At 52.2% G+C, this 26,781-nt stretch carries 23 protein-coding genes and 1 pseudogene; 6 read left to right on the top strand and 18 right to left on the bottom strand.

Going from position 1 to position 26,781, the window contains the following annotated elements; genetic code table 11:
• Nucleotides 1-22 precede the first annotated feature (22 nt).
• Nucleotides 23-1,300 (top strand): UDP-N-acetylglucosamine 1-carboxyvinyltransferase, encoded by a 1,278-nt coding sequence (gene murA / locus EGM51_14985; GenBank protein ID QBG48643.1) that lies wholly within the window; start codon nucleotides 23-25, stop codon nucleotides 1,298-1,300.
• A gap of 17 nt (nucleotides 1,301-1,317) precedes the next feature.
• Nucleotides 1,318-1,926, top strand: coding sequence for an inorganic pyrophosphatase (locus EGM51_14980; GenBank protein ID QBG48642.1), 609 nt, complete (start codon nucleotides 1,318-1,320; stop codon nucleotides 1,924-1,926).
• Here the strand turns inward: EGM51_14980 and EGM51_14975 are convergent.
• The 4 genes from EGM51_14975 to gyrB all read right to left on the bottom strand — a co-directional run bounded on the left by EGM51_14975 (nucleotide 1,923) and on the right by gyrB (nucleotide 8,000).
• Complete coding sequence (locus EGM51_14975; GenBank protein QBG48641.1) at nucleotides 1,923-2,411, bottom strand: hypothetical protein; 489 nt, start codon at nucleotides 2,409-2,411, stop codon at nucleotides 1,923-1,925. The genes EGM51_14980 and EGM51_14975 overlap by 4 nt on opposite strands.
• Nucleotides 2,378-2,848: a rhodanese-like domain-containing protein gene (locus EGM51_14970; protein ID QBG48640.1), complete on the bottom strand. Its 471-nt coding sequence runs from the start codon at nucleotides 2,846-2,848 to the stop codon at nucleotides 2,378-2,380. The genes EGM51_14975 and EGM51_14970 overlap by 34 nt, the downstream gene beginning before the upstream one ends.
• A 106-nt stretch (nucleotides 2,849-2,954) precedes the next feature.
• On the bottom strand, nucleotides 2,955-5,516 hold the full coding sequence (gene gyrA, locus EGM51_14965; GenBank protein QBG48639.1) for a DNA gyrase subunit A: 2,562 nt from the start codon (nucleotides 5,514-5,516) through the stop codon (nucleotides 2,955-2,957).
• Nucleotides 5,517-5,528: 12 nt separating this feature from the next.
• Nucleotides 5,529-8,000 carry a DNA topoisomerase (ATP-hydrolyzing) subunit B gene (gyrB, locus tag EGM51_14960; GenBank protein ID QBG48638.1) on the bottom strand — a complete coding sequence of 824 codons (2,472 nt, stop codon included), beginning with the start codon at nucleotides 7,998-8,000 and terminating at the stop codon, nucleotides 5,529-5,531.
• Nucleotides 8,001-8,356: 356 nt separating this feature from the next.
• Here gyrB and EGM51_14955 point away from each other — a divergent pair, with 356 nt between their 5' ends.
• Nucleotides 8,357-11,551 (top strand): transporter substrate-binding domain-containing protein, encoded by a 3,195-nt coding sequence (locus EGM51_14955; protein QBG48637.1) that lies wholly within the window; start codon nucleotides 8,357-8,359, stop codon nucleotides 11,549-11,551.
• Nucleotides 11,552-11,556: 5 nt separating this feature from the next.
• Here EGM51_14955 and EGM51_14950 read toward each other — a convergent pair whose 3' ends face one another.
• From EGM51_14950 to EGM51_14910, 9 genes are all read right to left on the bottom strand, one after another.
• Nucleotides 11,557-12,225 (bottom strand): hypothetical protein, encoded by a 669-nt coding sequence (locus EGM51_14950; protein QBG48636.1) that lies wholly within the window; start codon nucleotides 12,223-12,225, stop codon nucleotides 11,557-11,559.
• Nucleotides 12,219-12,740, bottom strand: a complete 522-nt coding sequence (locus EGM51_14945; protein ID QBG48635.1) for a gamma carbonic anhydrase family protein — start codon at nucleotides 12,738-12,740, stop codon at nucleotides 12,219-12,221. Before EGM51_14945 ends, EGM51_14950 begins: the two co-directional genes overlap by 7 nt.
• A 36-nt stretch (nucleotides 12,741-12,776) precedes the next feature.
• Entirely contained in the window at nucleotides 12,777-13,262 is a 486-nt protein-coding gene (locus EGM51_14940; GenBank protein QBG48634.1) for a hypothetical protein, read from the bottom strand.
• A gap of 76 nt (nucleotides 13,263-13,338) precedes the next feature.
• On the bottom strand, nucleotides 13,339-13,788 hold the full coding sequence (locus EGM51_14935) for a cupin domain-containing protein (GenBank protein ID QBG48633.1): 450 nt from the start codon (nucleotides 13,786-13,788) through the stop codon (nucleotides 13,339-13,341).
• Nucleotides 13,788-14,147 (bottom strand): CoA-binding protein, encoded by a 360-nt coding sequence (locus EGM51_14930; GenBank protein QBG49323.1) that lies wholly within the window; start codon nucleotides 14,145-14,147, stop codon nucleotides 13,788-13,790. Before EGM51_14930 ends, EGM51_14935 begins: the two co-directional genes overlap by 1 nt.
• Before the next feature lie 368 nt (nucleotides 14,148-14,515).
• A complete protein-coding gene (locus tag EGM51_14925; GenBank protein QBG48632.1) occupies nucleotides 14,516-15,610 on the bottom strand; it encodes a hypothetical protein in 1,095 nt (364 codons plus the stop codon).
• Between the two features lie 92 nt (nucleotides 15,611-15,702).
• Complete coding sequence (locus tag EGM51_14920) at nucleotides 15,703-17,871, bottom strand: hypothetical protein (protein ID QBG48631.1); 2,169 nt, start codon at nucleotides 17,869-17,871, stop codon at nucleotides 15,703-15,705.
• Nucleotides 17,872-17,955: 84 nt separating this feature from the next.
• Nucleotides 17,956-18,648 carry a DNA/RNA nuclease SfsA gene (gene sfsA / locus EGM51_14915; GenBank protein QBG48630.1) on the bottom strand — a complete coding sequence of 231 codons (693 nt, stop codon included), beginning with the start codon at nucleotides 18,646-18,648 and terminating at the stop codon, nucleotides 17,956-17,958.
• Nucleotides 18,649-18,683: 35 nt separating this feature from the next.
• Nucleotides 18,684-19,580: an Hsp33 family molecular chaperone HslO gene (locus EGM51_14910; GenBank protein QBG48629.1), complete on the bottom strand. Its 897-nt coding sequence runs from the start codon at nucleotides 19,578-19,580 to the stop codon at nucleotides 18,684-18,686.
• 133 nt (nucleotides 19,581-19,713) lie between these two features.
• On the opposite strand from EGM51_14910, the gene EGM51_14905 reads away from it, so the two are divergent.
• Entirely contained in the window at nucleotides 19,714-20,193 is a 480-nt protein-coding gene (locus EGM51_14905; GenBank protein ID QBG48628.1) for a DUF2059 domain-containing protein, read from the top strand.
• On the opposite strand, the pseudogene EGM51_14900 reads toward EGM51_14905, so the two are convergent.
• Nucleotides 20,190-20,800 (bottom strand): annotated as a pseudogene (locus EGM51_14900) (RluA family pseudouridine synthase). The gene EGM51_14905 and the pseudogene EGM51_14900 sit on opposite strands and share 4 nt — an antisense overlap.
• A gap of 131 nt (nucleotides 20,801-20,931) precedes the next feature.
• Between EGM51_14900 and EGM51_14895 the strand changes: the two are divergent.
• Entirely contained in the window at nucleotides 20,932-22,467 is a 1,536-nt protein-coding gene (locus tag EGM51_14895; GenBank protein ID QBG48627.1) for a hypothetical protein, read from the top strand.
• 46 nt (nucleotides 22,468-22,513) lie between these two features.
• On the opposite strand, the gene EGM51_14890 is transcribed toward EGM51_14895, so the two are convergent.
• Genes EGM51_14890 through EGM51_14880 form a run of 3 tightly spaced genes read right to left on the bottom strand, consistent with a single transcriptional unit; the run spans nucleotide 22,514 to nucleotide 24,807 of the window.
• Nucleotides 22,514-23,176 carry a hypothetical protein gene (locus EGM51_14890; GenBank protein ID QBG48626.1) on the bottom strand — a complete coding sequence of 221 codons (663 nt, stop codon included), beginning with the start codon at nucleotides 23,174-23,176 and terminating at the stop codon, nucleotides 22,514-22,516.
• The gene (locus tag EGM51_14885) at nucleotides 23,173-24,066 is read right to left on the bottom strand and encodes a cation transporter (protein QBG48625.1); all 894 of its coding nucleotides are present in this window, start codon (nucleotides 24,064-24,066) and stop codon (nucleotides 23,173-23,175) included. The genes EGM51_14890 and EGM51_14885 overlap by 4 nt, the downstream gene beginning before the upstream one ends.
• Nucleotides 24,067-24,807, bottom strand: coding sequence for a hypothetical protein (locus EGM51_14880; protein QBG48624.1), 741 nt, complete (start codon nucleotides 24,805-24,807; stop codon nucleotides 24,067-24,069).
• An 88-nt stretch (nucleotides 24,808-24,895) separates the two neighbouring features.
• Here EGM51_14880 and EGM51_14875 point away from each other — a divergent pair, with 88 nt between their 5' ends.
• Nucleotides 24,896-25,606 carry a hypothetical protein gene (locus tag EGM51_14875; protein QBG48623.1) on the top strand — a complete coding sequence of 237 codons (711 nt, stop codon included), beginning with the start codon at nucleotides 24,896-24,898 and terminating at the stop codon, nucleotides 25,604-25,606.
• Between the two features lie 312 nt (nucleotides 25,607-25,918).
• Here EGM51_14875 and EGM51_14870 read toward each other — a convergent pair whose 3' ends face one another.
• The gene (locus EGM51_14870) at nucleotides 25,919-26,662 is read right to left on the bottom strand and encodes an AraC family transcriptional regulator (GenBank protein QBG48622.1); all 744 of its coding nucleotides are present in this window, start codon (nucleotides 26,660-26,662) and stop codon (nucleotides 25,919-25,921) included.
• Between the last annotated feature and the right edge of the window lie 119 nt (nucleotides 26,663-26,781).

Raw genomic sequence — 26,781 nt, 5'->3', positions numbered from 1 at the left:
ACGTTTTGAGGAAAGAAAAGCAGTGGCAAAATTTATCATCAAAGGCGGAAACCCCATCGGCGGGACCTTCCATCCGCGCGGCAATAAAAATGCAGTACTCCCTATGCTCGCCAGCTGTCTGCTGACCGACGAGCCCCTGATTCTCCATAATGTGCCGCGCATTAACGACGTCAACGTCATGCTCCAGCTGCTGGAAAGCATCGGCGTGGCGGTTTCACTCAGCGGTCACACCGTAACGCTGTGTGCTGAAAAGCTGAAAACCACAGCACTCAGCGAAGATCTCTGCTCAAAAGTCCGAACCTCCATTCTGCTCGCCGGCCCCCTTGTCGCCCGACACGGCAGTGCCGTCATTCATCCGCCGGGCGGCGATGTCATCGGCCGCCGGCGCCTCGACACTCATTTTTACGGCCTGCGCTCGCTCGGTGCCGAAATTACCACCGACACCGCCTACCGTTTTAAAGCCGGTCCGCTCACCGCCTGGCCCATGGTTTTCGACGAAGCCAGCGTAACCGCAACCGAAAATGTCATGATGGCCGCCACGCTCGCCGCCGGCGAATCCACCATTTACAACGCCGCCTGCGAACCGCACGTGCAGGACCTCGCAAAACTGCTCAATGCCATGGGAGCAGCAATTACAGGTATTGGAACCAACAACATCACCATCCGGGGCGTGGAAAAACTGCACGGCGCGGAATACACCGTACAACCGGATTATATTGAAGTCGGCAGCTACATCGCCGCCTCCGTCGTCACCGGCGGATCGCTCACCATTCCAGATGCCGGCGAACCGCGCACCCTGCAGGTTATGCAGCGCGCATTCTCCAAACTCGGCGTCGAATGGACCCGCGACGGACGAAACCTGATGGTTCCGGAACAGCCCGACCGGACCATTCTTCCCGACGAAGGGAACGCCACCCCGAAAATTGAAGACGGCATATGGCCGGCCTTCCCCTCCGACCTGATGTCGGTCTGCATTGTGCTGGCAACACAGACTCGGGGCACCGCACTCTTCTTTGAAAAAATGTTCGAAAGCCGCATGTATTTCGTCGACCACCTCATGGGCATGGGCGCCAACATCATCCAGTGCGACCCCCACCGCGTCGTCGTCATCGGCCCCACCGAACTGCGCGGCGGAAACCTGACCAGCCCGGATATCCGCGCCGGCATGGCCATGCTCATCGCCGCCTGCTGTGCCGAAGGAAAAAGCGTGGTCCACAACGCCCAGGTGATTGACCGCGGATACGAAACAATTGAAGATCGACTAACCGCACTCGGAGCAGATATCATTCGAGAAGACTAACAGGAAAGAAGGAGAATATGGCATTCCCGAAAACATTCTACCGCTGGCGGCCGCACCCCTGGCATGGACTTGAAGCCCATGAAGGCATTGAAGGTGTGGTTAATGCATATATCGAAATGACCGAATTCGATGCGGTAAAATATGAAGTGGACAAAACCACCGGTTATCTCCGTGTGGACCGCCCTCAGCTGACGTCATCCACAACCCCTACACTGTACGGATTTATTCCGCAGACCTACTGCTCCAGCCGGGTTCACGCACTCTCCCCCTCATCCGAAAAGGGTGACGGTGATCCGCTCGATATCTGCGTGATCACAGAGCGCCCGATCAATCGAGGCGAAGTGATCCTCCGTGCCCGCGTCATCGGCGGCATGCAAATGGTCGACAGCGGTGAAGCCGACGATAAAATCATTGCCGTACTCGATAACGATCAGTTCTGGGAACATGCAAATGACATCGCGGATGTATCGCACGCCCTCATCGAACGCATGCGCCACTATTTTGAAACCTACAAACTGGTTCCCGGGCAGCCGTCCGATGTCAACATTCCTGAAATCTACGGCCGCGAACACGCCCTTAAAGTTATTGCCGCATCGATGGAAGACTACATCGAAGAATACGGTTAAACCATCATATTGCCGGCGCTCGGCCGGCTTCTTTTTTCAGCAGCAAACGCCAGCCCCGTCAGTGCCATCAACATAAAATTGCGCACAATACTCATTCCGTTCATCGGTTCGGCATCCGGCGCATTGCTGAAGCAGCCGCAGCTGAACGCAGTACCCTGAATCAGGTTGATGCCAATGGCTGTCGTGAAGGCAGCCAGCAGAAACAACGTAATCCAGAGTGCGGCAATCCGGAATTTCGGAAACAGCAGAAGACAGGCGGCACACACCATTTCCAACCACGGAACAAAAAGCGCGCTGATATTGACCAGCGCATCCGGCAGCAGATGAAACCGGTAAACCGCCAATGCAAAACGGTCCGGATAAAGGATTTTGTGGTATCCCGATAAAAATGTAACCGCCAGCACTGCACAACAGCACCAATAGGCCAGGCGGTATATTTTCCGATCCTTCGTCACGGTTCCACGCTCCCGCCATATGTTTCCCAGACTTCGAAGCCGTCAATAAACAGACTCAGATCTTCCGCACCCATGGCCTTTAATTCAATGGCCAGCAGCAGCGCATCGTCGCAGTTGCGATTGGTGCAATAGACAATCAGCTCATTCCCGGAATCCAGAAGATCTCCAATCGCAGAAAACTGATCTTCCAGCGATTCGAAGGGAATGGAAAGTGCACCGGGAATATGACGCTCCTCAAACGTCTTCCTCAGACGCGCATCAATAAAAAGGGCTTCCGAAAACCGGAACTTTTTCAGTGCCGTCGAAAAGGGAATGACCCGGAGGCCCGCTTTCTTCGCTTTTGCTTCAACCTGATCCGACCAGTTCTGCACCCAGGGTAGCTTCCGGGGATGCACAGAGTTTGCCGCAAATGCAAGAAAACCACTCATCAACAGTATCCATCCAATCTGTTTAAGCGTGGTTTTCATCGGAACAAAAACCGGCTGCAAAACAGCTCAAAAACACGAAGGCCGATTCCCATCAGCCTTCATGTATTCTGTGCCTTTTCGTGGCCGTCGATCTCCTGTACAGGATTTAATCTTCGTCTGGGCGATCCGGCATATCATTTTCCGGCGTATCATCCGCAACAGGGGTTTCACCTTCCACGGCTTCGGCCGGAGCCTGACCTTCGGCATTTTCCGTATTTTCCTCGGCTGCCGGAAGTTCCTCTTCCGGCTCCAGAACCGCCGCCGAAACCAGCTTATCGCCCTCTTTCAAATTAAAGAGTCGAACGCCCTGGGTATTACGGCCGATGACACGAAGATCGCTGGCGCCAATACAGATCATCTGCCCGCCTTCGGAAATCAGCATCAGTTTATGCTCATCGGTCACGGCATGCGCACTGACCACTTTGCCGTTCCGTTCTGTGGTCTGGATACTGATGATACCCTTACCGCCGCGGGACTGCGTACGGTATTCATCGAAACTTGTACGTTTACCGTAGCCGTTTTCAGTGATGGCCATCATGGTGGCTTCATTATTCACAATTTCGATGGTCACGACTTCATCGTCACCTTCCAGGCGGACCCCGCGAACCCCGCGGGCTACGCGACCCATCGGACGCGCATCTTTTTCGTTGAACCGGATCGCTTTACCGTTGCGCATACTCAGGATGATTTCATCATCACCGCTGGTCATTTTCACACCGATCAGCTGGTCGCCCTCATCAATATTGATGGCATTGATTCCGGCGGCACGGACATTTTTATAGGCCGAAAGCACGGTCTTTTTCACAGTGCCTTTTTTGGTTGCCATGATCAGGTTGTGCGAATCATCATCCAACTCACGAACACAGAGAATCGCCGCAAGTTTTTCATCCTGGCCCATCTGCAGCACATTAGCCAGCGAACGCCCGCGGCTCTGACGCGTACCTTCCGGCACATAGTAGGCTTTCAGCCAATACATACGTCCTTCTTCGGTGAAGCAGAGCAGATAATCATGCGTCGAAGCCGAGAAAATGTGCTCCACAAAATCCTCATCCTTCGTGCTCATTCCAACCACGCCTTTACCACCGCGACGCTGCTGCCGATAGGTATCGGTCGGCACCCGTTTAATATATCCGGTATTGGAAAGGGTGATCACACACGGTTCATCCGCAATGAGATCTTCAATGTCGATCTCCCCCTCATCAATGGAAAGATCGGTTTTACGATGATCGCCGTATTTTGCGCGAATCTGCTCAAGGTCTTCTTTAATGACTCCGTAGATTTTTGCCGGATGAGCCAGCAGATCCTCGAGATATTCAATCAGCTTCTTGAGCTCGGCATATTCAGCTTCCACCTTTTCACGTTCCAGGCCGGTCAGCTGATACAGACGCATATCGAGAATGGCCTTGGCCTGAATTTCGGAAAATCCGAATTTAGATATCAGGCGCTCCTGTGCCTCTTCCCGGTTTTTGGAATCGCGGATAATCCGAACCACATCATCCATGTTGTCCATGGCGAGCAGATAACCCTCCAGGATATGGGCCCGGGCCTGCGCTTTTTCCAGATCAAACTGCGTGCGGCGGGTAATCACTTCAAAACGATGATCGATAAAGCACTGCAGTGCTTCTTTCAGATTCATCACACGCGGTTTACCTTTGTCAATCGCCAGCATAATGCCGCCGAAGGTCTGTTCCATCTGCGTGTGTTTATAAATGTTGTTGAGCAGCACATTCGGCACAGCATTGCGCTTCAGCTCAATCACCAGTCGAATGCCCTCTTTACCGGACTCGTCACGGATATCGGAAATACCTTCCAGTTTTTTATCCCGCACCAGATGAACCATCTTCTGAATAAGCAGCGTTTTATTCAGTGCATACGGAATTTCCGTGATAATGATCCGCGCCTTGCCGTTATCTTCCTCTTCGATTTCGGCTTTACCGCGTACTTTGATTTTCCCGCGACCAGTGGTATAGAATTCACGTACGGCATTCAGACCGTAGACGGTACCACCGGTTGGAAAGTCCGGCCCTTTGATCAGTTCGTGCAGTTCATCGATGGTGGCATCCGGATTGTCGATCAGTCGAATCGTTCCATCAATCACTTCGCCGAGGTTGTGCGGCGGAATATTGGTGGCCATGCCGACCGCGATCCCGGTTGAACCGTTGACCAGCAGGTTTGGAATACGTGCCGGCAACACCGACGGCTCCATGAGCGATTCGTCGAAGTTCGGACGCATATCAACCGTGTTTTTGTCGATATCGGCCAGCATCTCTTCCGCAAGCGGGCGGAGACGGCACTCGGTGTATCGATAGGCCGCCGCGCGGTCGCCGTCGATTGAACCGAAGTTACCCTGACCATCGATGAGCATGCCGCGCATCGCCCACTCCTGGGCCATACGGACCAGCGTATCGTATACCGCCGTATCACCGTGCGGGTGGTAGTTACCGATCACTTCACCCACCACCTTCGCGCATTTCACGAAAGCTTTGTTGTGCGTCCAGCCGCGTTCCTTCATCGCGTAGAGAATACGGCGGTTGCCCGGCTTGAGACCGTCGCGGGCGTCCGGCAGTGCGCGGCCGACAATCACCGACATCGAGTAGTCGATGTAGGCGCGCTGCATCTCATCTTCAATATTAATCAGGTCAATGCGTTCGTTGAGAATGTTGTCCATAATGCGCTTTCGTTAGATGTCGAGGTTGGTGACGTTCAGTGCGTTTTCCTGAATGAATTCGCGGCGGGGTTCCACTTCATCACCCATCAGGATGGTGAACATTTCATCGGCCTTCACCGCGTCCTCCAGCACCACCTTGGTCATGCGGCGCTTTTCCGGATCAAGCGTGGTTTCCCAAAGCTGTTCCGGATTCATTTCCCCCAGACCTTTATAGCGCTGAATGCTCATGCCTTTACGGCCGAGATCGCGGACAATGCCCAGCAGATCCATCAGCGAATTCGCCGGGATCCGGGAGCCTTTATCATTGATATTGAACTGCGGCTCTTCCGTTCCAACAAGCTGCTCAATCGTATAACCGTTTTCCTTGAGCGTGTGGAAAACAGCCTTCAGCTCTTTGGCAAAATAAAGCTCCTTATAGCGGACCTTTTTCTCTTCCGGCACTTCACCGTCGACAGTTTCAATACCGGCCTGCACTTCGTCAAAAATGGCGCGCAGCCCTTTTTCATCCGACGCGAAACGAATATCCAGTTCTTCGCCGACCTCATTCATGTAGACACAGTATTGCGGGAAATTCCCGGTTTCCGGGTCCCGTGCAGCCAGATAGTTCATCGGCAGGATACCGCGACGGCGCAATTTGTCGGCAATATCCTCAATCTTCACGAGATTATCGAGCAGCTCCCGCAATCCCTTGGTATCGAGCAGTTCTGTGCCGTCCGCTTTTTCCAGCTGGAGCCCGTCGGCACCAAGGTCGAGCAGAATCTGCGTAAGATGCGCGTCGGATTCAACATACTCTTCACGCTTGCGGCGCGTCACCTTATAGAGCGGCGGCTGGGCAATATAAATATAACCGTGTTCGATCAGCTGCGGCATCTGACGATAGAAGAACGTCAGCAGCAGTGTACGGATATGTGCACCGTCAACATCCGCGTCGGTCATAATAATGATTTTATGATAACGGGCTTTTTCAATATCGAAATCATCCTCACCGATGCCTGTACCGATGGCGGTGATCATCGTGCGGATTTCATCGTTGGCCAGCACCTTATCAAGACGGGCCTTCTGCACATTGATCACTTTACCCTTCACCGGAAGAATCGCCTGAAATTCCCGGTCCCGGCCCTGCTTGGCCGAACCGCCTGCGGAATCGCCCTCCACAATATAAATTTCGGTACGGGAAGGATCGCGGCTGGAACAGTCGGCCAGTTTACCGGGAAGTCCCCCGCTCTCCAGCGCACCTTTACGGCGGGCCAGATCCCGCGCTTTCCGCGCCGCCATCCGGGCACGTGCCGCAACCACGGCTTTATCAATAATCGTACGCGCAATGGTCGGATTTTCTTCAAAGCAGGTGCCGAGTTCCTCGTTGACAATCTGCTGCACAATACCTTCCACCTCACCGTTGCCCAGTTTGGTTTTGGTCTGTCCTTCAAACTGCGGATCCGGAATTTTGACGGAAATGACCGCCGTGAGTCCTTCGCGGATATCGTCGCCGCCCATCGTCTGCTTATCATCCTTGATCAGTTTGTTCTGCTTGGCGTAGGCATTGACCGTACGGGTCAGGGCCGAGCGGAAACCGGAAAGATGCGTACCGCCTTCGATGGTGTTGATGTTATTGGCGAAGCTGAAAATTGTTTCGTTGAACGCATCGGAATACTGCATCGCGATTTCAACCACGACATCATCTTTTTCACGCTCGAAATAGATGACTTCCGGATGCATCGGCGCTTTGTTCCGGTTCAGATGCTGAACAAACTCCAGAATACCGCCGTCATATTTGAACACCTCATCCCGGCCGGTGGCTTCCTCTTTCAGCGTGATTTTTGCGCCGCGGTTCAAAAAAGCCAGTTCGCGCAGCCGGGCGGAAAGAATGTCCCACTGAAAACCGCCTTCATGCGTGAAGATGCTGTGGTCGGGCATGAACGTCACCTTGGTGCCGGTTTCATCGGTTTTCCCGATAGTCACCAGTTCAGTCACTTCGACCCCGCGTTCGAAACGCTGATGATAGATCTGGCCGTCGCGTTTCACTTCCACTTCGAGCCATTCCGAAAGCGCATTCACACAGGAAACCCCCACGCCATGCAGACCGCCGGACACTTTATAGGTGTCGGAATCAAATTTACCGCCGGCGTGCAGTACGGTCATCACTACCGTTACCGCCGGCTTGCCTTCGGTCGGATGCATATCCACCGGGATGCCGCGGCCGTCGTCGATGACGCTCAGCGAACCGTCTTCGTTAATACAGACTTCGACGTTCGAGCAGTAGCCCGCCAGTGCTTCGTCGATTGAGTTATCAACCACTTCGTATACACAGTGATGGTATCCCCGCGTACCCGTATCACCGATATACATGGCCGGGCGTTTACGAACTGCTTCAATACCTTCAAGAACGGTAATGTGGTCGGCACCATACCCGGCGGCATCGGGATTATCGGCGGCGCGATTTCTGGTTGCTTCATCAGCCTTTAAATCGTTTTCTGCATCAGACATAGTTGTCCTGTTCCTTTCATGGGAATTAATCTGAAAACACTACCAGAACCATTGCGTCCTCAAAAGGGCAAAAGCCGTCAAAATCCCTCATAATGTGCCTCAAAATCAATTAGGGGTCAAAATCGGCCGCGATACCGGCTGAAGCCACAATTTATAATAGAACAAAATTACGGCCGGAATTTGATTTAAAGGTCTCAAGGCACGCCCTGCAGCATACATTCTGAAATCCCGCAGCATCCCCGCGCTATACCCTGTTTTAATGATCACATTAAACTTGATTATTCCCCCGGTCATAATACCCTCTCATCCGTGATAAAAGCTCATACTGAACATAACCGCCCTTGATCCCCCCATCCATGAACTTCCCCTCCAACGGTATCCCCGTCCTTAAACCGGGACTGATCCTCCTGTTAACCGTCCTATCCCGACCGGCAGTATACGGAATCAATACAGCGGAAATACCGCCGCTGAATCTGAGTCCGGAAGAAAAGAACTGGTTACGTACTCATCCGGAGCTTCCGGTTGTGGCCGATCCGGACGGTGTGCCCTACACGCATATGAATGATCGCGGAGAATTTGCAGGCCTGCTTTGCGATGTTCTGGACCGGTTCTCAACGCTGACCGGCACTGAGATCATTTATGAACCGGCACTTTACGACGATATTGTCATGCATGTTGCACATGCGGACCGCCCGGTTATCACCGGGTTTGACCCGCCGGATTATCCCGCCTACACCAATGTTTATTATAAATCCGACGACATCACCTTTCTGCCTTTTGCCCTTTTTGCACTCAGTCACCGCGATCCGGATGAATTTACCCCGAAGCATATGGCAGGAAAAAAAGTGGCGGTTATCGAAGGATGGGAAGCCGAACATCCGGCCCTGCTTTCCCTCGGCGGATGTGAGCTTATTTTCGGGGAAACCGATCTTGACTGCGCAAAAATGGTCATCGACGGAAGGGCTGATGCGGTTTTTGAAGTCGCCGCACTGCAGTCCTTTGTCATTCTTAATCATCAGCTGAATGATATGCGCCTGATCCGGGTATCGCCATACGGCATGCCGATTACGGTACTCACCCGAAACGACTACCGGCCATTTCACGACATGCTCAACAAAGTCCTGCGCACATTCACCCCGGAAGAACGGGCAGGACTGCTCAAAAAATGGAACATTTCCCCCGGAGATCCGCATTATCAACTGCTGGCCATGGAACTGACGCCGGAAGAGCGCGAATGGCTGGCCGAACACCTGACTTTCCGGGTTGCTGTGGAAAAAAAACGAAAACCGTTTTCCTGGAAAAATGCAGAAGGCCGCTGGCGCGGACTGAACATCGACTATCTCGATCTGCTTAAAAAAAATCTGGGCATGAATCTTGAGTTTGTTCCGTCATCCGGGCCCGACGAAAGCCTCGACCTGCTCCGACAGCGCCGCGTCGATCTGGTTCCCGGTGTTTACCGGGCTCCGGAAACCGAGGCCGCACTCAATCTGACCCCGCCCTATTTTTCTCAGGATATTAAAATCTATATTCGTGAAGGCGACGTCTATATCCGCAGCCTGTCCGACCTGAACGGCAAAACGGTGGGGCTGCTGAACGGCCGGTATTATGCTGAAGAACTCCACCGCGAATTTCCGCTGTTAAAACTGACGGAATTCGAATCGCCCGCCGAAGCAGTCAAGGCGCTTGATGCCGGCCGCATTGATGCACTGGCCGGAGATGCTCTCCAGGTCGGTCAACAGATCGCCGAACTCCATCTGCACACCATAAAACCCGGCGGAGTTTCTCCCTATATCACGTCACTCTCAATGGCCTCCCGCGAAGACTGGCCGATGCTGTCTTCTGTCCTTACAAAAGCACTCGGCCTTATCCATCCCCACCAGAAGGAACAGATTTATGCCCGGTGGGTGCCGCGCACCCCCAAACCTTACGATTATTCCATCTTCTGGAAAATCTCTCTTCCCGGTGCTCTGCTGACCCTCGGGGTGATTGCCTGGAATATTCTGCTCAAGCGGGAGGTGAGACGCCGGACCTTTGCACTGGAATCTGAAAAACTGCTGCTTAAAGAAGCGGAGGAAATCGCCTCGCTCGGCCACTGGAAGGTGGATTTGAAAACCGGGATCACCACATTCTCCGATGAAGTCTACAGAATTCTTGCCCTCGACCCCGCTCAGGAGCCTGCCGACAGCAAACTGTTTGAGACGCTCGCTCATCCGGATGATGCCCTGCTGGTTCAGCACCTCTGCGCAAAAGCGCGCAATGAAAATGAAGCCATGTCCGGGGATTTCCGTATTATACGCCACGATGACTCCATCAGGCACGTACATCTGCAATGCCGTCCTATTCAAATATCCGACAGACATCCGGCCCATCTGGTCGGCATTCTGCAGGATATCACCCCGCGCATTCAGCTGGAGGAATCACTTCATCAATCTGAAAAAATGAAGGCAATCGGTCAGCTCGCCGGCGGTGTTGCACACGACTTCAACAATATGCTCAGCGGAATATCCGGCGCAACCGAACTCCTGGGCATGCGCATCAAGGATGACCCCGAAGCCCTCGAATATCATAACATTGTCCTCAAAACCACCCGACGGGCGGCTAAACTGACACAGAACCTGCTATCCTTTTCCAGAAAACAGCAGCTAAGCTCACAGGTCATCAATCTGCATTCACTGATCTGCGATGCCGCGGTTCTGCTACGCAGTTCCATCGATAAGCGAAGCCGGGTGAAACTTCATCTCGATGCCGAAGAAGCCAACGTATACGGAGATGCCTCCCAACTGCAAAACACCCTGCTCAATATCGGCATCAACTGCGACCACGCCATGCCGGAAGGGGGAACCATTGATATTAAAACCGAGCTTGTGGAACTCGAAGAAGCCGTATTCCAATGCGGAACGTTTGATATTACTCCGGGAACATTTCTTAAAATCTCCATCGCCGATACCGGCTGCGGAATGTCCGCCGATTTACAAAGCCGTATTTTCGAACCCTTTTTCACAACCAAGGATATCGGAAAAGGTACCGGTCTGGGTCTCGCCAGCGTACTCGGAACCGTGCAGCAGCATCATGGTGCAATCGATTTCAGGAGCGTGGAAAATGCCGGAACATGTTTTCATCTCTACCTGCCGATCACCGAAGCCGAAGAAGAGCACGCAACCTCCGTCAGCGTTTTCCGCGGCAATGAAACCATTCTGCTGGTAGACGACGACATTCATGTGCTGCAAACCACCCGGGAACTGCTCGGCAGACTCGGCTATCGGGTGCGCTGCGCCGAAAACGGTGCGGATGCCCTCGAAAAATTCAAAGCCGGACGGCATGAAATCAATCTGGTGATTCTCGATATGATGATGCCTGTAATGAACGGCCGCGACTGCTTCCGGAAACTGCGCGAAATTGATCCGCATATCCATATTCTGATCGCCACCGGATTTTCCGTGGAATCCGATCTGGAACCCCTGCTCTCCACCGGCCGCTGCAACCTGCTGCACAAACCCTATTTTTCCCCCACGCTCAGCCAGGCCATCCGCACAACCCTGGAATCCGCCTGAGCAGACTAACCGACCGGACCTTCCCAGTATGGCCGGTTCAGAAAAGCCGACAGCTTCTCCGCATCCGCCCGGGCGGCGTCCAGTTTCCCATGGTCGAAAACGTTGATCCGGCTGCCGTCCTTTAAAATCAGGTTGAGTTCATAACTGTAAAAACTGCTTTTATCGCTCCTGCAGTATTCCGAAATCAGCTGCAGCGCATAAATCCGATCAAATTCAACGAACTGCTTCAGACGGCTCCGGTTCACCACTTCGTCGGGTGATTTGCGCCCTTTCCAGAAAAATCCATTGCGCCGGTCAAACACCGACGGTGTGGAAAAATAATACAGCATACACCCCCCCGCGCCGGTAAAGACCAGCCCGATGAGTACCGGCAGTATGCTTTTAAATGAAGAAAAGTCCGATTGAATATAAATTGCAATCCCGCCGCCGATAGCCAGCAGCCCCATTCCCGCAAACAACACGGAAAACAGAATCGCTCCCGCTGTTGTTCTAAGTTCCAGGCGATCCGGATCAATTTCCACCAGTTTCTGTGTTCTGAAACTGGCTCCGCCTTTTTTCAACGGTGACCAGGCGGTCTGCAGAGCAACGGGATCGTTAAACACCTCCGGATTGAAAACCGGTTTTCCACCCCCCAGCCCTATCCGCTCGCTGAAATCTTTCAGCACGTTCAGCATGGCTTAATGATCCCGCCCCGGTACCGCCGCATGTTTTCAACATACCGCTCAGCATAACTCCGGATATTGATAAAATCAGCTTCCGTCAGTTTACGGATCACCCGCGCCGGCGAACCGACAGCCAGCGAACCGGGCGGAATTTTTTTACCCTGCGTAATAATCGAACCTGCACCGATAATGCAGTTATCGCCGATCTCACAGTTATCAAGAAGAATGGCTCCCATGCCGATCAGGCAGTTATTTCCAACAGTGCAGCCATGCAAAGTCACCTTATGGCCGACGGTTACATCGTCGCCGATAATGGTCGGAGCTCCTTTTCCGGTGTGGGCCACGGAATTATCCTGAATATTGGAACGTTCACCCAGAACGATGGGTTCAATATCGCCCCGCAACACCGTTCCAAACCAGACGCTGGACTGATTTTTCAGCACCACATCACCGATCACCGTGGCGTTTTCCGCAATATAATATTCATCCGGCAGTGACGGTTTTACCTCTTTGAACTGATATATCATGCCCGGAAAACTACTGAAAGTTCCTGGCATTGGAAATCATATCGTCTCATCAACCACCAGTTTTTCATCCAGCAGGCCGAACTCCATCGTGGTTTTGCTGAGCTCGATCTGCTCATGCTCTTCCATAATCAGGAGATTTTCGAAAATCTCACGCACTTTACTGTTCTGTGTCTTTTCCGCCATTTCGCGGTAGAATTTGATCAGGCACGCGTCGAAATGCATCGCGGCGGCCACCACATCCTCCACCTCCATGGAGGACTTGATCTGAAAATCGTTAATTTCCTTAAGTGTCGACGCATCCGGTCCGTATTGCAGAAAAGAATCTGCAACATTTCTGGAAACATCCTGCATAAATTCCTTGAGACAGTCCTCCAGATACTGTTCATGCCGGCTGAGATAATCCAGCAGTGCCTTTGTCCGTTCTTTTGCAGCCGAGTCCTTGAGATTTTCATAAAACTCACTCAGCTTGTGGTGGAATTTACAGGCCTGCTCGAATACATCCTTCGTCTGATTGAATGGCATATGATGCTCCTTTCGCTGTTGAAAGAATTTTATGCCGATAACGATCGATGTCAAATTTTAAATAAATGATTAACATTCAATAAGATAGGCTTACAATAAAGTCATATTGATCTGGAAATTCTTTCAGCAGTTCCTCACGCGCAGGCAATTCAAAATCCGAAAAATCAAAGCCGGGAGCCACCGCACAGCCCACCAGGGCATATCCCGTTTCAACCGTTGCCCCGAAAACCGTTCCGGCTTTCACGCTATGCTGGAACCGGGTCCCGCCCAGCCGGGTATGCACCACTCCGCCGGCGGTCAGCTCGTGAATGGTGATCGGCTGTCCATAATAAAAATGCCACTGTTCATCCGACTTCAACCGATGCAGCGCAGAAAAACCGGGCGCCTCCAGGAGATAATAAATGGAGGTCATGGCCGGGCGGCCGTTTTCCAGTCGGATATCCGACTCAAAAACACGCCGGTACCATCCGCCCTCCGGATGCGGTTCCAGACCGATTTCCTTTTTCCAGTACCCGGAATCCTTCATTAAAACTGTCCTGTATTCAGCAATACCAGCGTGCAGGCTTCCTCTACTTCAATCCCGTTCTCCTGCAGCATGTGCTGAAGTTCCCGATTTTCCGCACCGGGATTGAAGATCACCCGGCGGGGCCGCAATGCCATGAGATCCGCCGCCAGCAATGCGGACTGAGAAGCTGAAAGATAAACCGTAACCGTATGAACGGCGGTCTCAATATCCCGCAGCCCGGCATAGACGTTCTGTCCTGCAATTTCCGCCGCCGCCGGATGCACCGGCAATACTGAATAACCATGTTCGAGCAGAAGGTGCACAGCTTTATTGGCATACCGCTCCGGCTTCGGACTCGCCCCAAGCACCACGACCCTCATTTGTTCTGAAATTTTCGTCATAATCGTCAAACTACCTGAAATGCAGCATTCACACAGCCTGTTTTCCCGATACGGTTTGAAATGGATCGCGGACGCGCCCACCGGTTTCGGTGAATTTTCCCATATTCAACGGTGGATTTTTCAGAACGGTTTTATAAGCAACTCATTATAATGCATTAACAATAAGGTAATAAATTACGACTTTTTTGTACACAAACCAAACCCAATAGCATGTAATACCAAACGTTAAAGCTATCCGGTATAAATTTGATCCCTCACAGAGGTGCTGAGGACGCAGAGAAATTCAGTCATAAACGGCTCCGCGCTCTCTGCGTCGCTGCGCGGAATAACGCTGTCGTTAAGTATGCTTAATCGGAGAGTTCCACCTTCAGACGCAGATATTCATTCGTTTGTGCATCAATCGTGTAAACAGACCGGGCGGCCAGATTCGTCTCCGAATTTTCCACCACCACCGCTTCCGCCGCACTCCAGTCATTGGAAATCAGATTGGAGGCACGCTCAACCGTGTAGGCAATATCATCCCGTTTGGCGGTGCGCGGATAGTTCACCTGAAAATACCCGGCGTTCACCTCCGACCGGACCGAAGGACGGGACTCCGCATCGGTCGCCACTGAACCCAGTGCATATTCCACCAGATTCACTTCCCCGTCAAAATCCGCATCATCCATCGGATCCCGGTTAAAACCAAGATCATCCCCGTGTTCCAGCTGCCATCCGGCAAATCCCTGCGCCAAACCTTCCACCGCACCCGACTGCCAGATCGATCCGTTATCGCCGACCGTGATAAACGTTCCGTTAAAATAAACAGCCGCATTCTGATTATCCTTCTGGGCCGTGAAAAGTTCCGACCAGTTCACTCCATCCGCCGAAATCAGGTTGATATCGACTCCTCCGGTATCTTCATTGATACCAGTAGCGAAAAAGATATCTCCACCATGAGCCAAACCATAAATGGTATAGCGATCATCCGCCATAGTCGTAGTAAATGTCTGTCCCTGATCCCTAGAAGTAAGAATCCGAGCATAAAAACCTCCAGCCAGAAACTGTCCGTTAAAATATTCGATATCACTCAATAGCTTCCAGCTATCAAGATCTATTCCCGATGCATTATTCGTCCATGAAAGTCCATCCAAAGAAGTCAAAGCAATGGCTGAAGCTCCGGAATATTTTGGTCCAACAGCAACAAACACACCGTCTCCATAGCTTATCCCCGCTAGGGTGGTCGTTGTACCGGAGACAACAGGACTCCAGGTAACACTATCCGTAGACCGCACAATGGTTCCATTATCACCCACCGCCACATAAACGCCATTTCCATAGGCAACATCATACAGCCGAATGTTATTGGTACTGGCAGAATTTGACTCGTACCTTTTTGTCCAATACGTACCATCAGCAGAAGTGTAGATCACCTGCTCCCATCCGCTTTCGTCATGATCCATACCAACGGCAACAAACTGAGATCCATCATATATTACTCCGGATAAATACACATTGCCCAACCAATGACTGCCGCTGGTATGAACAGTCCAGTTTATACCATCGTCTGAATATGCAGTAGTTCCATTGTTTCCCCAACAGCCACCACCCGGCCGTTCCCGACAGCAAGATCATTTAACTGAGCGGTCACCCCCGACGTCCGCTGCGTCCAGTTATCCAGCGGACTGGAGAGAACGACCTCCTGAGAAACCTCAACGGTACCGCCTTTCATGTCCGAGACCACGCAACTGACGGTCACGGTACTGCCGGAAAGCCAGGCGGTGGCGATCGTCGGGCTGTTCGGTTTCACCAGGCCATCGCCCGTGTTCCAATAATAGGCCAACTCATCGCCGTCCGCATCGGAAGCGGAAACACTGAAAATCATACTCTCCTGAACGGAACCGGTCGCCGGTCCGCTGATTGATGCCATCGGCGCGGAATTTCCGGGGAAACTGCCGAAGTTCACCCGAATATCCATCCATTCATTCGGCGACCGTCCGCCGCGCGCAACCGGCGTAATGTGCACGCCGGCTGCAACATCGGAATAGGTCCGGCCCAGCGCGAGACCGCCGTCATATTTTCCATCAGCGGAGTCCGGCGTGGTGTCGACCAGATAGGAGCGGTTGTCAACCGATTTTTTCCAGAGCAGATAAGCCCCGCGACCGAAGGCATCGTATGCAGTATATTCCTGCCGCAGACCGAGCCAGTAATTATCATTTCCCGTTTTCGGGATTTGAAGTCCCCGAATGGCGGCCGTGGTATCCGGATGATCAAAACGATGAATACGATACGTTCCGGAGGTCGTTGCCGCCGTCCAGTTGGTACTTTCCAGCCAGCCGATGTGCTTTTTATGCCAATGATTAAAGTGCCCCTCCGGCGAGTCACCACCCCCCATAATATCCGTAAAATCGCCGTATTCGATTTTTTCACCGGCCGGATCGACCGGATCGCTGCCCGCCACCTGCCAGAATGAAGCATGATACGAACCGTAGTTGTGCCCCAGTTCATGGATCACTACATCGTTATTCATGGTTCCGTTCAGCCACAGATTCTGTCCGCCGACGCTGGCGAGTCCGGCAAACCCCATGCCCGCCACGTGAGGAAATACGACGCAAATGGTGTCATAGCCGTCCAGCGAACCCACCTCCACTTCAGCAAGAGCTTTCGCTTCGCTGTGCAAAGCACTCGTTTTATTCGTATAATTCATACTTGTCTGGGTAAGGCGATAGGTCTTTGGATTCACCTCGGCGACAATATGCGTTTTTTTATAGGACATTTCCCAGATCTGCTCCGATACCGCATTATTCAGCCGGTTCGAAAATTCAACCGGATCCACCGGCTGGCCGGAAATATCAGGAAAATCGACCAGAATCACATAGACCTCGCGCGGCGTTCCGGTCCATTCGGCTGAAGCAGAACGCACTGCGGTTTCCAGCGCCTCGAAATCGATTCCGCCCTCGTCGTAAAGATAGGCGTCCAGTTTCTCGAAAAGCTGCTGCAGGCCCGCATCCGGACCAGGCAGGGCCTCCAGCTCCGCCAGTTTACGGTTCGCCGCTTCCAGTGCGGCTTCGTTTTCAAAATAAAAAAGGTATCCGCCGGCGAGGGCCGCAACCGCATCCGATGCCGGCTTGGTCCCCGCAACCGGGAACAGATTAAGCACTGCAATTTCATCGTTGCGTTTCAACAGCTGGAATGTTTCCTCCCGAAGCGCACCCACTGTTCCCACACGAATCCCCTGAACCGGAAGCCCTTTTTTGGTATTCACCTCATTGCGGCGGCCGTACACATACGTCTCCATTTTCCCAAGACCGGGGAAATCGGTTTCGATGAAAGATCGGCTCTGTTCGCCGCAGGCCACCAGTACTTCAACATCAGCCTGCATACTGAAAGGCTGCTCCACATGTGCCCGGAGTTCAGGGGAAAGCGCCTGCCATTCCGCCCACGATAAGGCCAGAGACAAGGCCTTTTCCGGATCGGTCCGAATCAGTTCCTTCATTTGCCGGCCGCGTAATTTTGCCAGCTCCATGGCTTCATCCGGTTCCGCTGCCGAAACCTGCTCAATCCACTTTCCGGAAGGTTTTAACAGAACTTCTGCCGAAACGGAAAAAGATGAAGACATCGGCGGTCGCAGTACTCCGGTTTCCCGTAAGCGAAACAGATAAACTGCGGACAAAAGGCCCAGAACGATCCCGGCACCAAGAACAATTCTTCTGCGATACATCATCGTCTTATCCTCTTTCAATGGAGCTCCTATTACTCAACATCTTTGGAGGAAGATAATAACGCTCAGCCGGATAACCTAAAGTTTTTAAGCAATAATAGGAACCGCCTGATTCAGCCGGATCGCTTCCGGCGACAGATCGGCCTGCCAGGCATGAAGTTCCACGCCGTTTCCTGCTGCGATTTTCAGCATTTCCGCATATGCCGGATCAATTTCGTGCGCAGCCCGAAAGCCGGAACCGTCTGAGCGGGAAATAACAAAAAGCATAGCGGCGCGGTGTCCGGCCTTCACCACTTCGATCAGTTCATTCAAATGTTTGCGGCCGCGCTCGGTAACAGCATCCGGAAACGCATACCGGCCGTCATCCGCCAGCAGTGTCACGCTTTTGACTTCCACATAGCATAGATTATCACCTGTTTTTAAAAACAGGTCAAAGCGGCTGTTTCCGAATTTCCGCTCACGGACCACCTCTTCATAACCGGTCAGTTCCGGAATCCGGCCTTCAGAAACCGCTTCAAACGCCATTTCATTCGCGCGACCGGTATTGACGCAGATCCAGCAATCGCCGTTATGCGCCAGCTCCCAGGTATAGCGGTATTTTCTTTTGGGATTTTCCGAGTCGGAAAGAACCACGCGGTATCCCGGTTCGGCACACGTCGTCATCCGGCCGGTATTCGGACAGTGGGCGGTAATCACCGTTCCATCATCCAGTTTCACATCCGCCAGAAAGCGCTTATATCGTTTAATTAAAGTGCCTTGTATGGCCTTCGGCATATCCATATGACTGTGCGAAACGCTTCCCTCCCGGAAACCGTTCAACCCTGAATCTTCTCATTCCAGGCCGCAATGCATTCGGGAATGGAGAGTTCATAGCGTTTGTTGCAGAACTGACAGCTGATCCCCAGCGGCTCATTTTTCTTTACGATGGTCATGCGGTCGGGAATCGGGATGGAGCGCAAAACGGCGGCCATTTTCTCCCGACTGCAGGTACATCGGTATTCCGGAGTCGGACAGACGTCCATATGTACACCTTCGTAATCCTGCTCATTCCCGACCAGGACCTGAGCAATCTGCTCAAAATAACTCTCCGCCGCGCTTTCATGGCCCAGTAATTCACGGAATCCATGGCCGCCCATGTGGTTGCGGATGCGGTCGAACCGTTCAAGATCGGTATTCGGCAGTGCCTGAATCATCCAGCCCTGACACAGTGCCACCGGCTTCTCCGGATCCGCATCAAACCCGATCATCACACTCATCCCGGTTTCCACCTGATCGGAAATTGAATAGTGATACGCCAGATCATTCACCACATCATGCAGTGCAATCGGTGTCGTGCCGGAATTCACAATACCGCCTTTTTCCGTGGTAATGACCTGAAGCTGCCCTTCATTTCCGTAAAGCGCTTCATGCGCATCTTCAAATTCATGCAGATGATTCGGCGAAATCAGCGACCGTACCGTACCGTCGTTCCCCGCATCAACCACCACCGTTTTCAGTCCGCCCTCATATTTCCAGCAGGCGTTAAGCCGGCGTTGTTCCGGCAGCAGTGCCGCCGCAAGCAGTCCGGCCGCCGTTGCACGACCCAGTATATGCGCACCGGCCGGATCGCAATCGTGCCGAACCACACTTTCATTCACGGCTTTCGTGGCAACCACATAGGTGAACGCAATGTCCAGTCCCTTGAAATGTCCTTTGTAGAGTAAATCGTCCATGGCACCGGATTGTTCAGAATCGGGCGGCACATTCAAGCGGATTCGCCTTGCCCTTCCGCAGATTAAACACAAAACTGTTTAAAAGTTTGTCAGAAAATCATACAGGCATACATAACCTCAAAAGGAATACAAAATGAAAAAACTGATCGCACTGCTCGCACTGACCACCTGTATTACCAATGGATTCGCAGATGCTGAAAGCCACAAGGCGGCCGCCGAAGAACTCATTTCCATGGTTGCTCCGAAAGAAATGTTCATGGAAAGTTTCAACTCGGTTTTCGCAGCACAGGTTGACCAGTTCAGACAGATGGGGCTGGATCAGGAAAAAATTGATAAAATCATTGTCGCATCCAAAGAGTTCGGTTCCGCAGTCGCCAACGACCCCGAACTGACCGCCCGGATGATCACCATTTATCAGGGTGCTTTCAGCGAAACCGAACTGAAAGAACTGATTGCTTTTTATAAAACACCGATCGGCAAGAAAACCCTCGAAGAACTGCCCCGGCTCATGCAGGAAGGAGCCATGGTCGGCCAACAGGTGGCGATGAAACATCAGGCTGTATTCCAGGCCAAAATTCAGGCCATCATGACCGAAGGCATGACCACTCCCTAAAACGGAACCGGACATTCAAATCTGACCGGCTCTCCGGAAACCGGATGAGCCAGCGTCAGATGCTGTGCATGCAGCATCAGCCGTTCACCGGCTGTACCATAGATATTATCTCCAACGATTGGAAAACCGATTGCACTCATATGCACCCGAAGCTGATGCGAACGTCCGGTCTCTGGAAACAGCGCTACACGCGTTGAATGCTCCCCCGTTCCAGCACTTTCCACCGGGTAACAGCCTTCTTTCCACGCACACAGTCCACTATATGTTTCGGCGGCAGACGTTGCTCCATATCTTTGCGCATCGGAAAATCGACCAATCCCTCATCCTGCTCAACAATCCCTTCCACGAGCGCCGTATAGGTTTTACAGATTTCACGCTTTTCAAACTGCAGCGAAAGCACACGCTGTACGGCCGGCGACCGCGCAAAAAGAATCAGACCGGACGTATCCATATCCAGCCGGTGCACCATCAGCGCCTCCGGAAACACTTTTTTCACGCGACTGAAACAGCAGTCCTGCTTATCCGGCCCCCGCCCCGGCACCGATAACAGACCCGTCGGTTTATCCACCGCAACAAGTGCTTCATCCTGAAATACAATATCCAACATTGGAAAAGCTATACCGAAGCCGGAAGGATCAAACGATTCCAATAATCAGAAAAATAGAGATCGATTTCATCGTCGGATTACGGTTTATTTAATCTTCTTTTAAGAAAGAATATAATAACAAAAGGACCGTTATGAGCCGGAAAAATATTTCTATCTTCTTACTTTTCATCGTGCTGACCGGAATTTTCACGATTTCGGTAAAAGCAGAAAAACCGATGCACCCGGCGGTCGAAAAGCTCGATCTCGATGGCGACATGGTCCTTTTTCTGAATACCGAAACCCTTGAACAGCGTATTCTGGATCATATCGATAAGATGGGCCAAATGGTGATGAAATCAATGACCGGTTCCACCCCGGAAAATGTCCGGGTTGTGGGAGACGGCGTTGAAACCATCAAAAAAACGATTGAGTGGAGCGGCCTGTTCTCACTCAAAGCATATGCCATGAGTATGGCCCCTGCGGAAAAAAGTTTGAGCCGCGTCATTTCCATCGGTCAGCATGCAGAAAAAGATGCCGGCAAACCAATCTGGCGACTGCTGGGTTCCGCACCGCACCAACTCAAAGGTATTGAATTTGTTCCATCCAACGCCGTCTACACCGCAAACTCCAGCATAAGTCTTGATGAAACATGGAAAATCGTTAACGAAGCGGTCAACGAATTCGGCGGACCGGAAGCCGCGGCGGCATTTGATCAGCAGATCATGATGGCCCAGATGCTGATCGGCACCAACATCAGTGCCATCACAGAATCCATTGAAAACGACATCCTGATTTCGCTTCAGCTTTCGAACGCTAAAACCGTCACCCTTCCGCAACACACCGGAACAGACTTCAATTTTCCGGAACCGAGCCTCCTGATCGGATTCGGCATTAATGATCCTCTGGCAGGAAATATTATACTGCAGAAACTGCAACAGGCCAATCTGCACCCCGTAAAATCCATGCACGGTGAAAACGAGCTCTATACTGTACATCTTAGCGCTTCCTCCCCCTTCCCGCTTTCTCCTACACTCGTGATGACCGACGATTATCTGCTGATCGGCTCTACCCTCGATCTCGTTAAAGGAGCCCTCGGCTGCGCGAAAAATAAAACCGGTCTCGTTGCAACCCCGCTCTATAAACAACTGCTGAATAACGCGCCCGACGAAACCACATCACTGGAATTTATCTCGCCGCGTTTCATGACCACCTATCTCGATGTGCTCAAAAAAATCGTAATCGGCACCGGCGATCCGGAACTTGAATCCATGATGGACATAACGACGGAATCCTTTAGAAATCTGTATTTCGGCAGTTATACGCTGAAAACACCAACCGGATTCTATTCAGAATCCTATATCAACTACGGCAGCGCAAACCCCCTGGAACTTGCAGCTTCATCCTATTTCGGCCTGCTCTCGGCCATCGCAATCCCCAGCTTCCAGAAAGCACGGAGCACTGCGCAGGAAAGCACCTGCCGGAACAATCGCCGCATTATTGAATCCGCCAAAGAACAATGGGCCATGGAAAACGGAAAACCGGTAGGCACCCCGGTGACCGAAGCCGATATTTCCGAATATATCCCGGGCGGTTTCAACGCGCTGGTCTGCCCGAACGGCGGAACCTATTCCATCAACCCCGTCGGTATGGAGTGCACCTGTTCAGTGCATACGGATACCGTTCAATAAACAACGAATAATCCCCGTTCAGTAAGCGGCCTTCAACCCCACCCCCTCACATATCCAGCACGGTTTCGGGATAGATCTGGCCGTCAGTGCCGATTTTAAAAACATAGATGAAGCCGGGGCGCAGACGTTTGTAAATGTCGTTGCCGTAGATGGCTTTCACGCCGTGTTCCTGCAGGGCATTCGGGTTATTGGACAGATTCCAGATGGCCTCCCAGAACAGATCCTGCTCAGACTGTTTCAGGTTGCGCAGCAGATCGGCATAACGTTCGGGGTGTGACCCCGGGGTGGTAATATCGAAGCCCTCGGCCGGATTCATGGTTTCGCCGTAAACGCGCCGCCAGAGATAAAGCGAGCGCTTTTTTCCATCCAGCACCGCCTGATCGGAAAACGTGATAATCAGCGCATCGAAGTGCACCACATCGCCTTCGATTTCAAATTCCTTTTCCAGTACACGGTTCAGCATGTCGTCGCGCGCGGTTTCGACAAATTTAACGGTTGTATAAAGCGTGCCGTCACGCTCTTCCTGTTTAACCACTTTAGCAAACCCGATCTGGTCTTCGTGTGTGAGCGTTGAAAGGGCGGCCTTGAGCTCTTCACTTTCAGCCAGCAGATCGTGAACGGTTCTGGTGCCGAAATAAAAAGTACCGCCCACAAAGGCCAACCCTCCCAGAATCAAAACCGCAATCGCAGATCGGAGCACCTTCATCATACCTGATGTACCTCCACGTTCACATGCACCAGATGTCTGATACCGACCAAAAGAGCTTTCACCCGCTGAGGATTCCAATCGTTGGAGGAATCAACGGAAAGAATAACCGCATGGTGCCCGGGGGCTACAGCCCAGACATGCAGATCGGTGACTTTCAGGCTTTTTTCATCTTCAACCGTCTGCTGAATTTTATCGCAGAAGGCGGGATCCACACTGCCGTCGAGCAGAATGCCGCTGGTTTCCTTCATAAGCCCGACAGCCCATTTTGTAATCACCAGCGAACCGACAATACCCATGACCGGATCCAGCACCGTCCAACCGAAGGCCCGCCCGAAGATCAGTGCCACAATGGCGGCAATCGAAGTGACAGCATCGGCGAGCACATGAAAATAGGCGGCTTTCAGATTATGATCTTCATCGTGACTGTGATGGTGGTCGTGCCCGTGATGCTCTCCTTTAAGCAGAAAAGCCGATGCCAGATTCACAAGGAGACCGATCACGGCCACCAGAATGGCCTCATTAAAACGGATGATCTGCGGATCGATGATACGGTGAATCGATTCGGCCGCCATCAGAAGTGCCACAACCCCCAGTGCTACCGCACTGGCAAAACCACCAAGTACACTGACTTTACCGGTACCAAAGCTGAAGCGCGGATTTCGAGCATGCTTCCGGGCATAGTGATAGGCAAAAATGGTGATCCCGAAGGCGGCGGCGTGCGTGCCCATATGCCAGCCGTCGGCTGTCAGGGCCATGGAATTGAACAGCAGTCCGGCCGCAATTTCGGCGGCCATGGTGATCAGCGTCAACGCCAACACGATAAAAATGCGCCGCTCCCCGTGCTCCTGCGCATGCAGAAAATTATGCCCATGTAAATCGCAGCTCGTCATTTATACCGTTTCCAAAGATTGGAAATCCCGGATCAGGCGCACCTTTACAGGAGCAAGCTCCAGCATCGCCGGACCGGCATCATCAATATGGGCGCTCAGTGTATAATAGGACGTTCCATCCACACTGAGCAGATCATCCGTATGGTTGTGTCCCTGAAATACCGCCTTCACTTTATCAGACATCGCAATGGTTTCACGCACCAGATCATGGTTACGGATCGCAAAACGGGTCTCTTTATCGATCCGCTGATGGCTGATCAGAATCACAGGATTCAGCGAAGCCGCAATACGGGCGCGCATCCACTCGATCTCCTCCAGCGGCATACACGATTCCTCCCAGTTGAAATTCCCGAGTTCATACTCCTCTCCATCGGGCGTGAAATTGCAGTCAACACAGATAAAGGTATAACCGCCGGCCTCAAAATGAAAACGCGACGGATCTCCCGCCCGCCCAAGTGCATTATAAAATTCCGGTTTCGAGAGATGGTCCAGGTCGTGATTGCCGGGCATAAAATAAGTTTTACCCTTGAAGGCATCACACAGAGCGGAAACCTCGCGCAGCAGACGCTTCGCATTGGTTTCCCCGGTACCGTTGACCAGATCCCCCATCAGCACCAGCGCCTCGGCCTTACCCGCATTTAATTGGTTGATATGATTATATAAACGATTCAGCGCCACCGCAGATCCATCGTAATGAATATCGGTGATCAGCCCGACCTGAACTGTTTTCCCTGTTGGCATGGGCGCACATTAAAGAGATTTTATTCAAATCGCAAAGTGAATTATGTAATCGACTTTCAATTTCGAGATCTTCAATCTACGCCGGCATATGACAGACGCCATATCCATTCTAGCCGGCACCGCCGCCCTGATCGGACTCGGCCACACCCTCGCCGGTCCCGACCACTATCTCCCGTTCATCGTCATGGGCAAAGCGCGCAACTGGTCCATCGGTAAAACCATGGGAATCACCTTTCTCTGCGGCATCGGCCACGTTGTCGGCTCCATTGCGCTCGGTTTAATCGGCGCTGCGCTGGGCATTGCCCTCGGGAAACTGGAATGGTTCGAAGCCTGGCGCGGCAACCTCGCCGCCCAGCTGCTGATCATTTTCGGCTTCACCTATTGTATCTGGGGCATTCACCGGGCCGTTAAAAACAAGTCGCATTCCCATGCACATGTTCATGAGGACGGCAGCATCCATGCGCATAACCATTCACATGTCGAAGAACATGCGCATCCACACGGCCTCAAATCACGCAATGTCACCCCCTGGATTCTCTTCACCATCTTTGTGCTGGGTCCATGCGAGCCGCTTATTCCGCTGATCATGTATCCGGCGGCAGAGCACAGCTGGTGGGGGATGCTGCTGGTTGCCGGAATCTTTGCGGTTTCAACCATTGGAACCATGATGGTCGTGGTGCTTGGCGCCAGCTGGGGGATTCGCTTTGTACCCCTCGGCATGCTCGAACGATATACCCATGCTCTGGCCGGCGCCGCTATCGGCCTCTCCGGCATGGCCATTCAGTTTCTCGGCCTCTGAACCCCGCCCCTTTTTCCAATTCCCGGGAAACGCCGCCCGGCCCGCAGCTGAATCCGGACGAAACTTAATATCTTATTTTCACAGCAGAAAAGTTCTGCCTATTTTTCAATAGATTCCTCTTTCAGCAACACTGTTCCTTCTCATTCATCTTCTGGTGGCTCTTGAAATAATCGCTGTAATCCTATGGTAAAAACCGGATCAGGGGTTGGACTTTACAGTAGTGACCTTGGATTTTTAATCGGTCAGCTAGCCAAAAGAAACGGAGCTCCCCACCAGCGTCATCCGTTTCTGAACACCGCGGAACCTAGCTTGCTATGCCATATACTGCTTCCGGTATTCCTTGGGGGAAGTGCCCATAATTTTACGGAAATTCCGTGTAAAATGGGAGTGGTCGTAGAACCCGCAGTCAAGGGCAATAGCGGCGATGGTATCATTGGTGGTGGTCAGGCGCAGACTGGCGGCACGGATACGCACGCGCATGATGTGCTTGAGCGGCGAAATCTGAAATACCTTACGGAATCGGCGTTCAAACTGGCTGACGGAAAGGTGTACAAGTGACGCGAGCTCTTTAATTTCAATCGGCTGGGCATAATTGTCGCGTACATATTCGAGGACAACGCGCATTTCGGTGTAGGGCTGCAGTGCCAGACCCGCACGCGTGATGTCGCGAGCGGTGCCGGCGAGACCGATAATTTCACCGTCGGCAGAAAAAACCGGTACTTTGGTGGTGATAAACCAATTGATGGAGTTTCCCGGGTCCGGTGCAAGTTCAACCCGGTCAATAATACTCTGCCCGGTTTTAAACACATACCGGTCGTCATTCACATAACTCTCGGCGCGGCCGAGCGGGAAAAAATCGAAGTCGGTTTTACCGATAATCTCCTCCTCGCTTTCAACTCCGCACTGGCGCACAAACTGATCATTTCCGAGAATGAAACGTCCCTGACTGTCCTTTAAAAAATACCAGACATCGGGAAGATGATTAAACAGGAGCTTTACCTGCTCCGGACTATGCATCTTCGCGAGAAATTCTGATTTAAACTTTTCCTTATCCATGCATCCTACTCCACCAGAGTGCGCAGAATATACAAATCTGTACCCAGCATTTACAAGACTCTTCTTTGCGTAACCTGCATTGTGATTAACAATTATAAAAAGGCACAGTGCCTTTTCAG

The sequence above is a fragment of the Verrucomicrobia bacterium S94 genome (assembly GCA_004299845.1).
Lineage (GTDB): Bacteria > Verrucomicrobiota > Kiritimatiellia > Kiritimatiellales > Pontiellaceae > Pontiella.
This window is presented reverse-complemented; position numbering and strand designations above follow the sequence as displayed.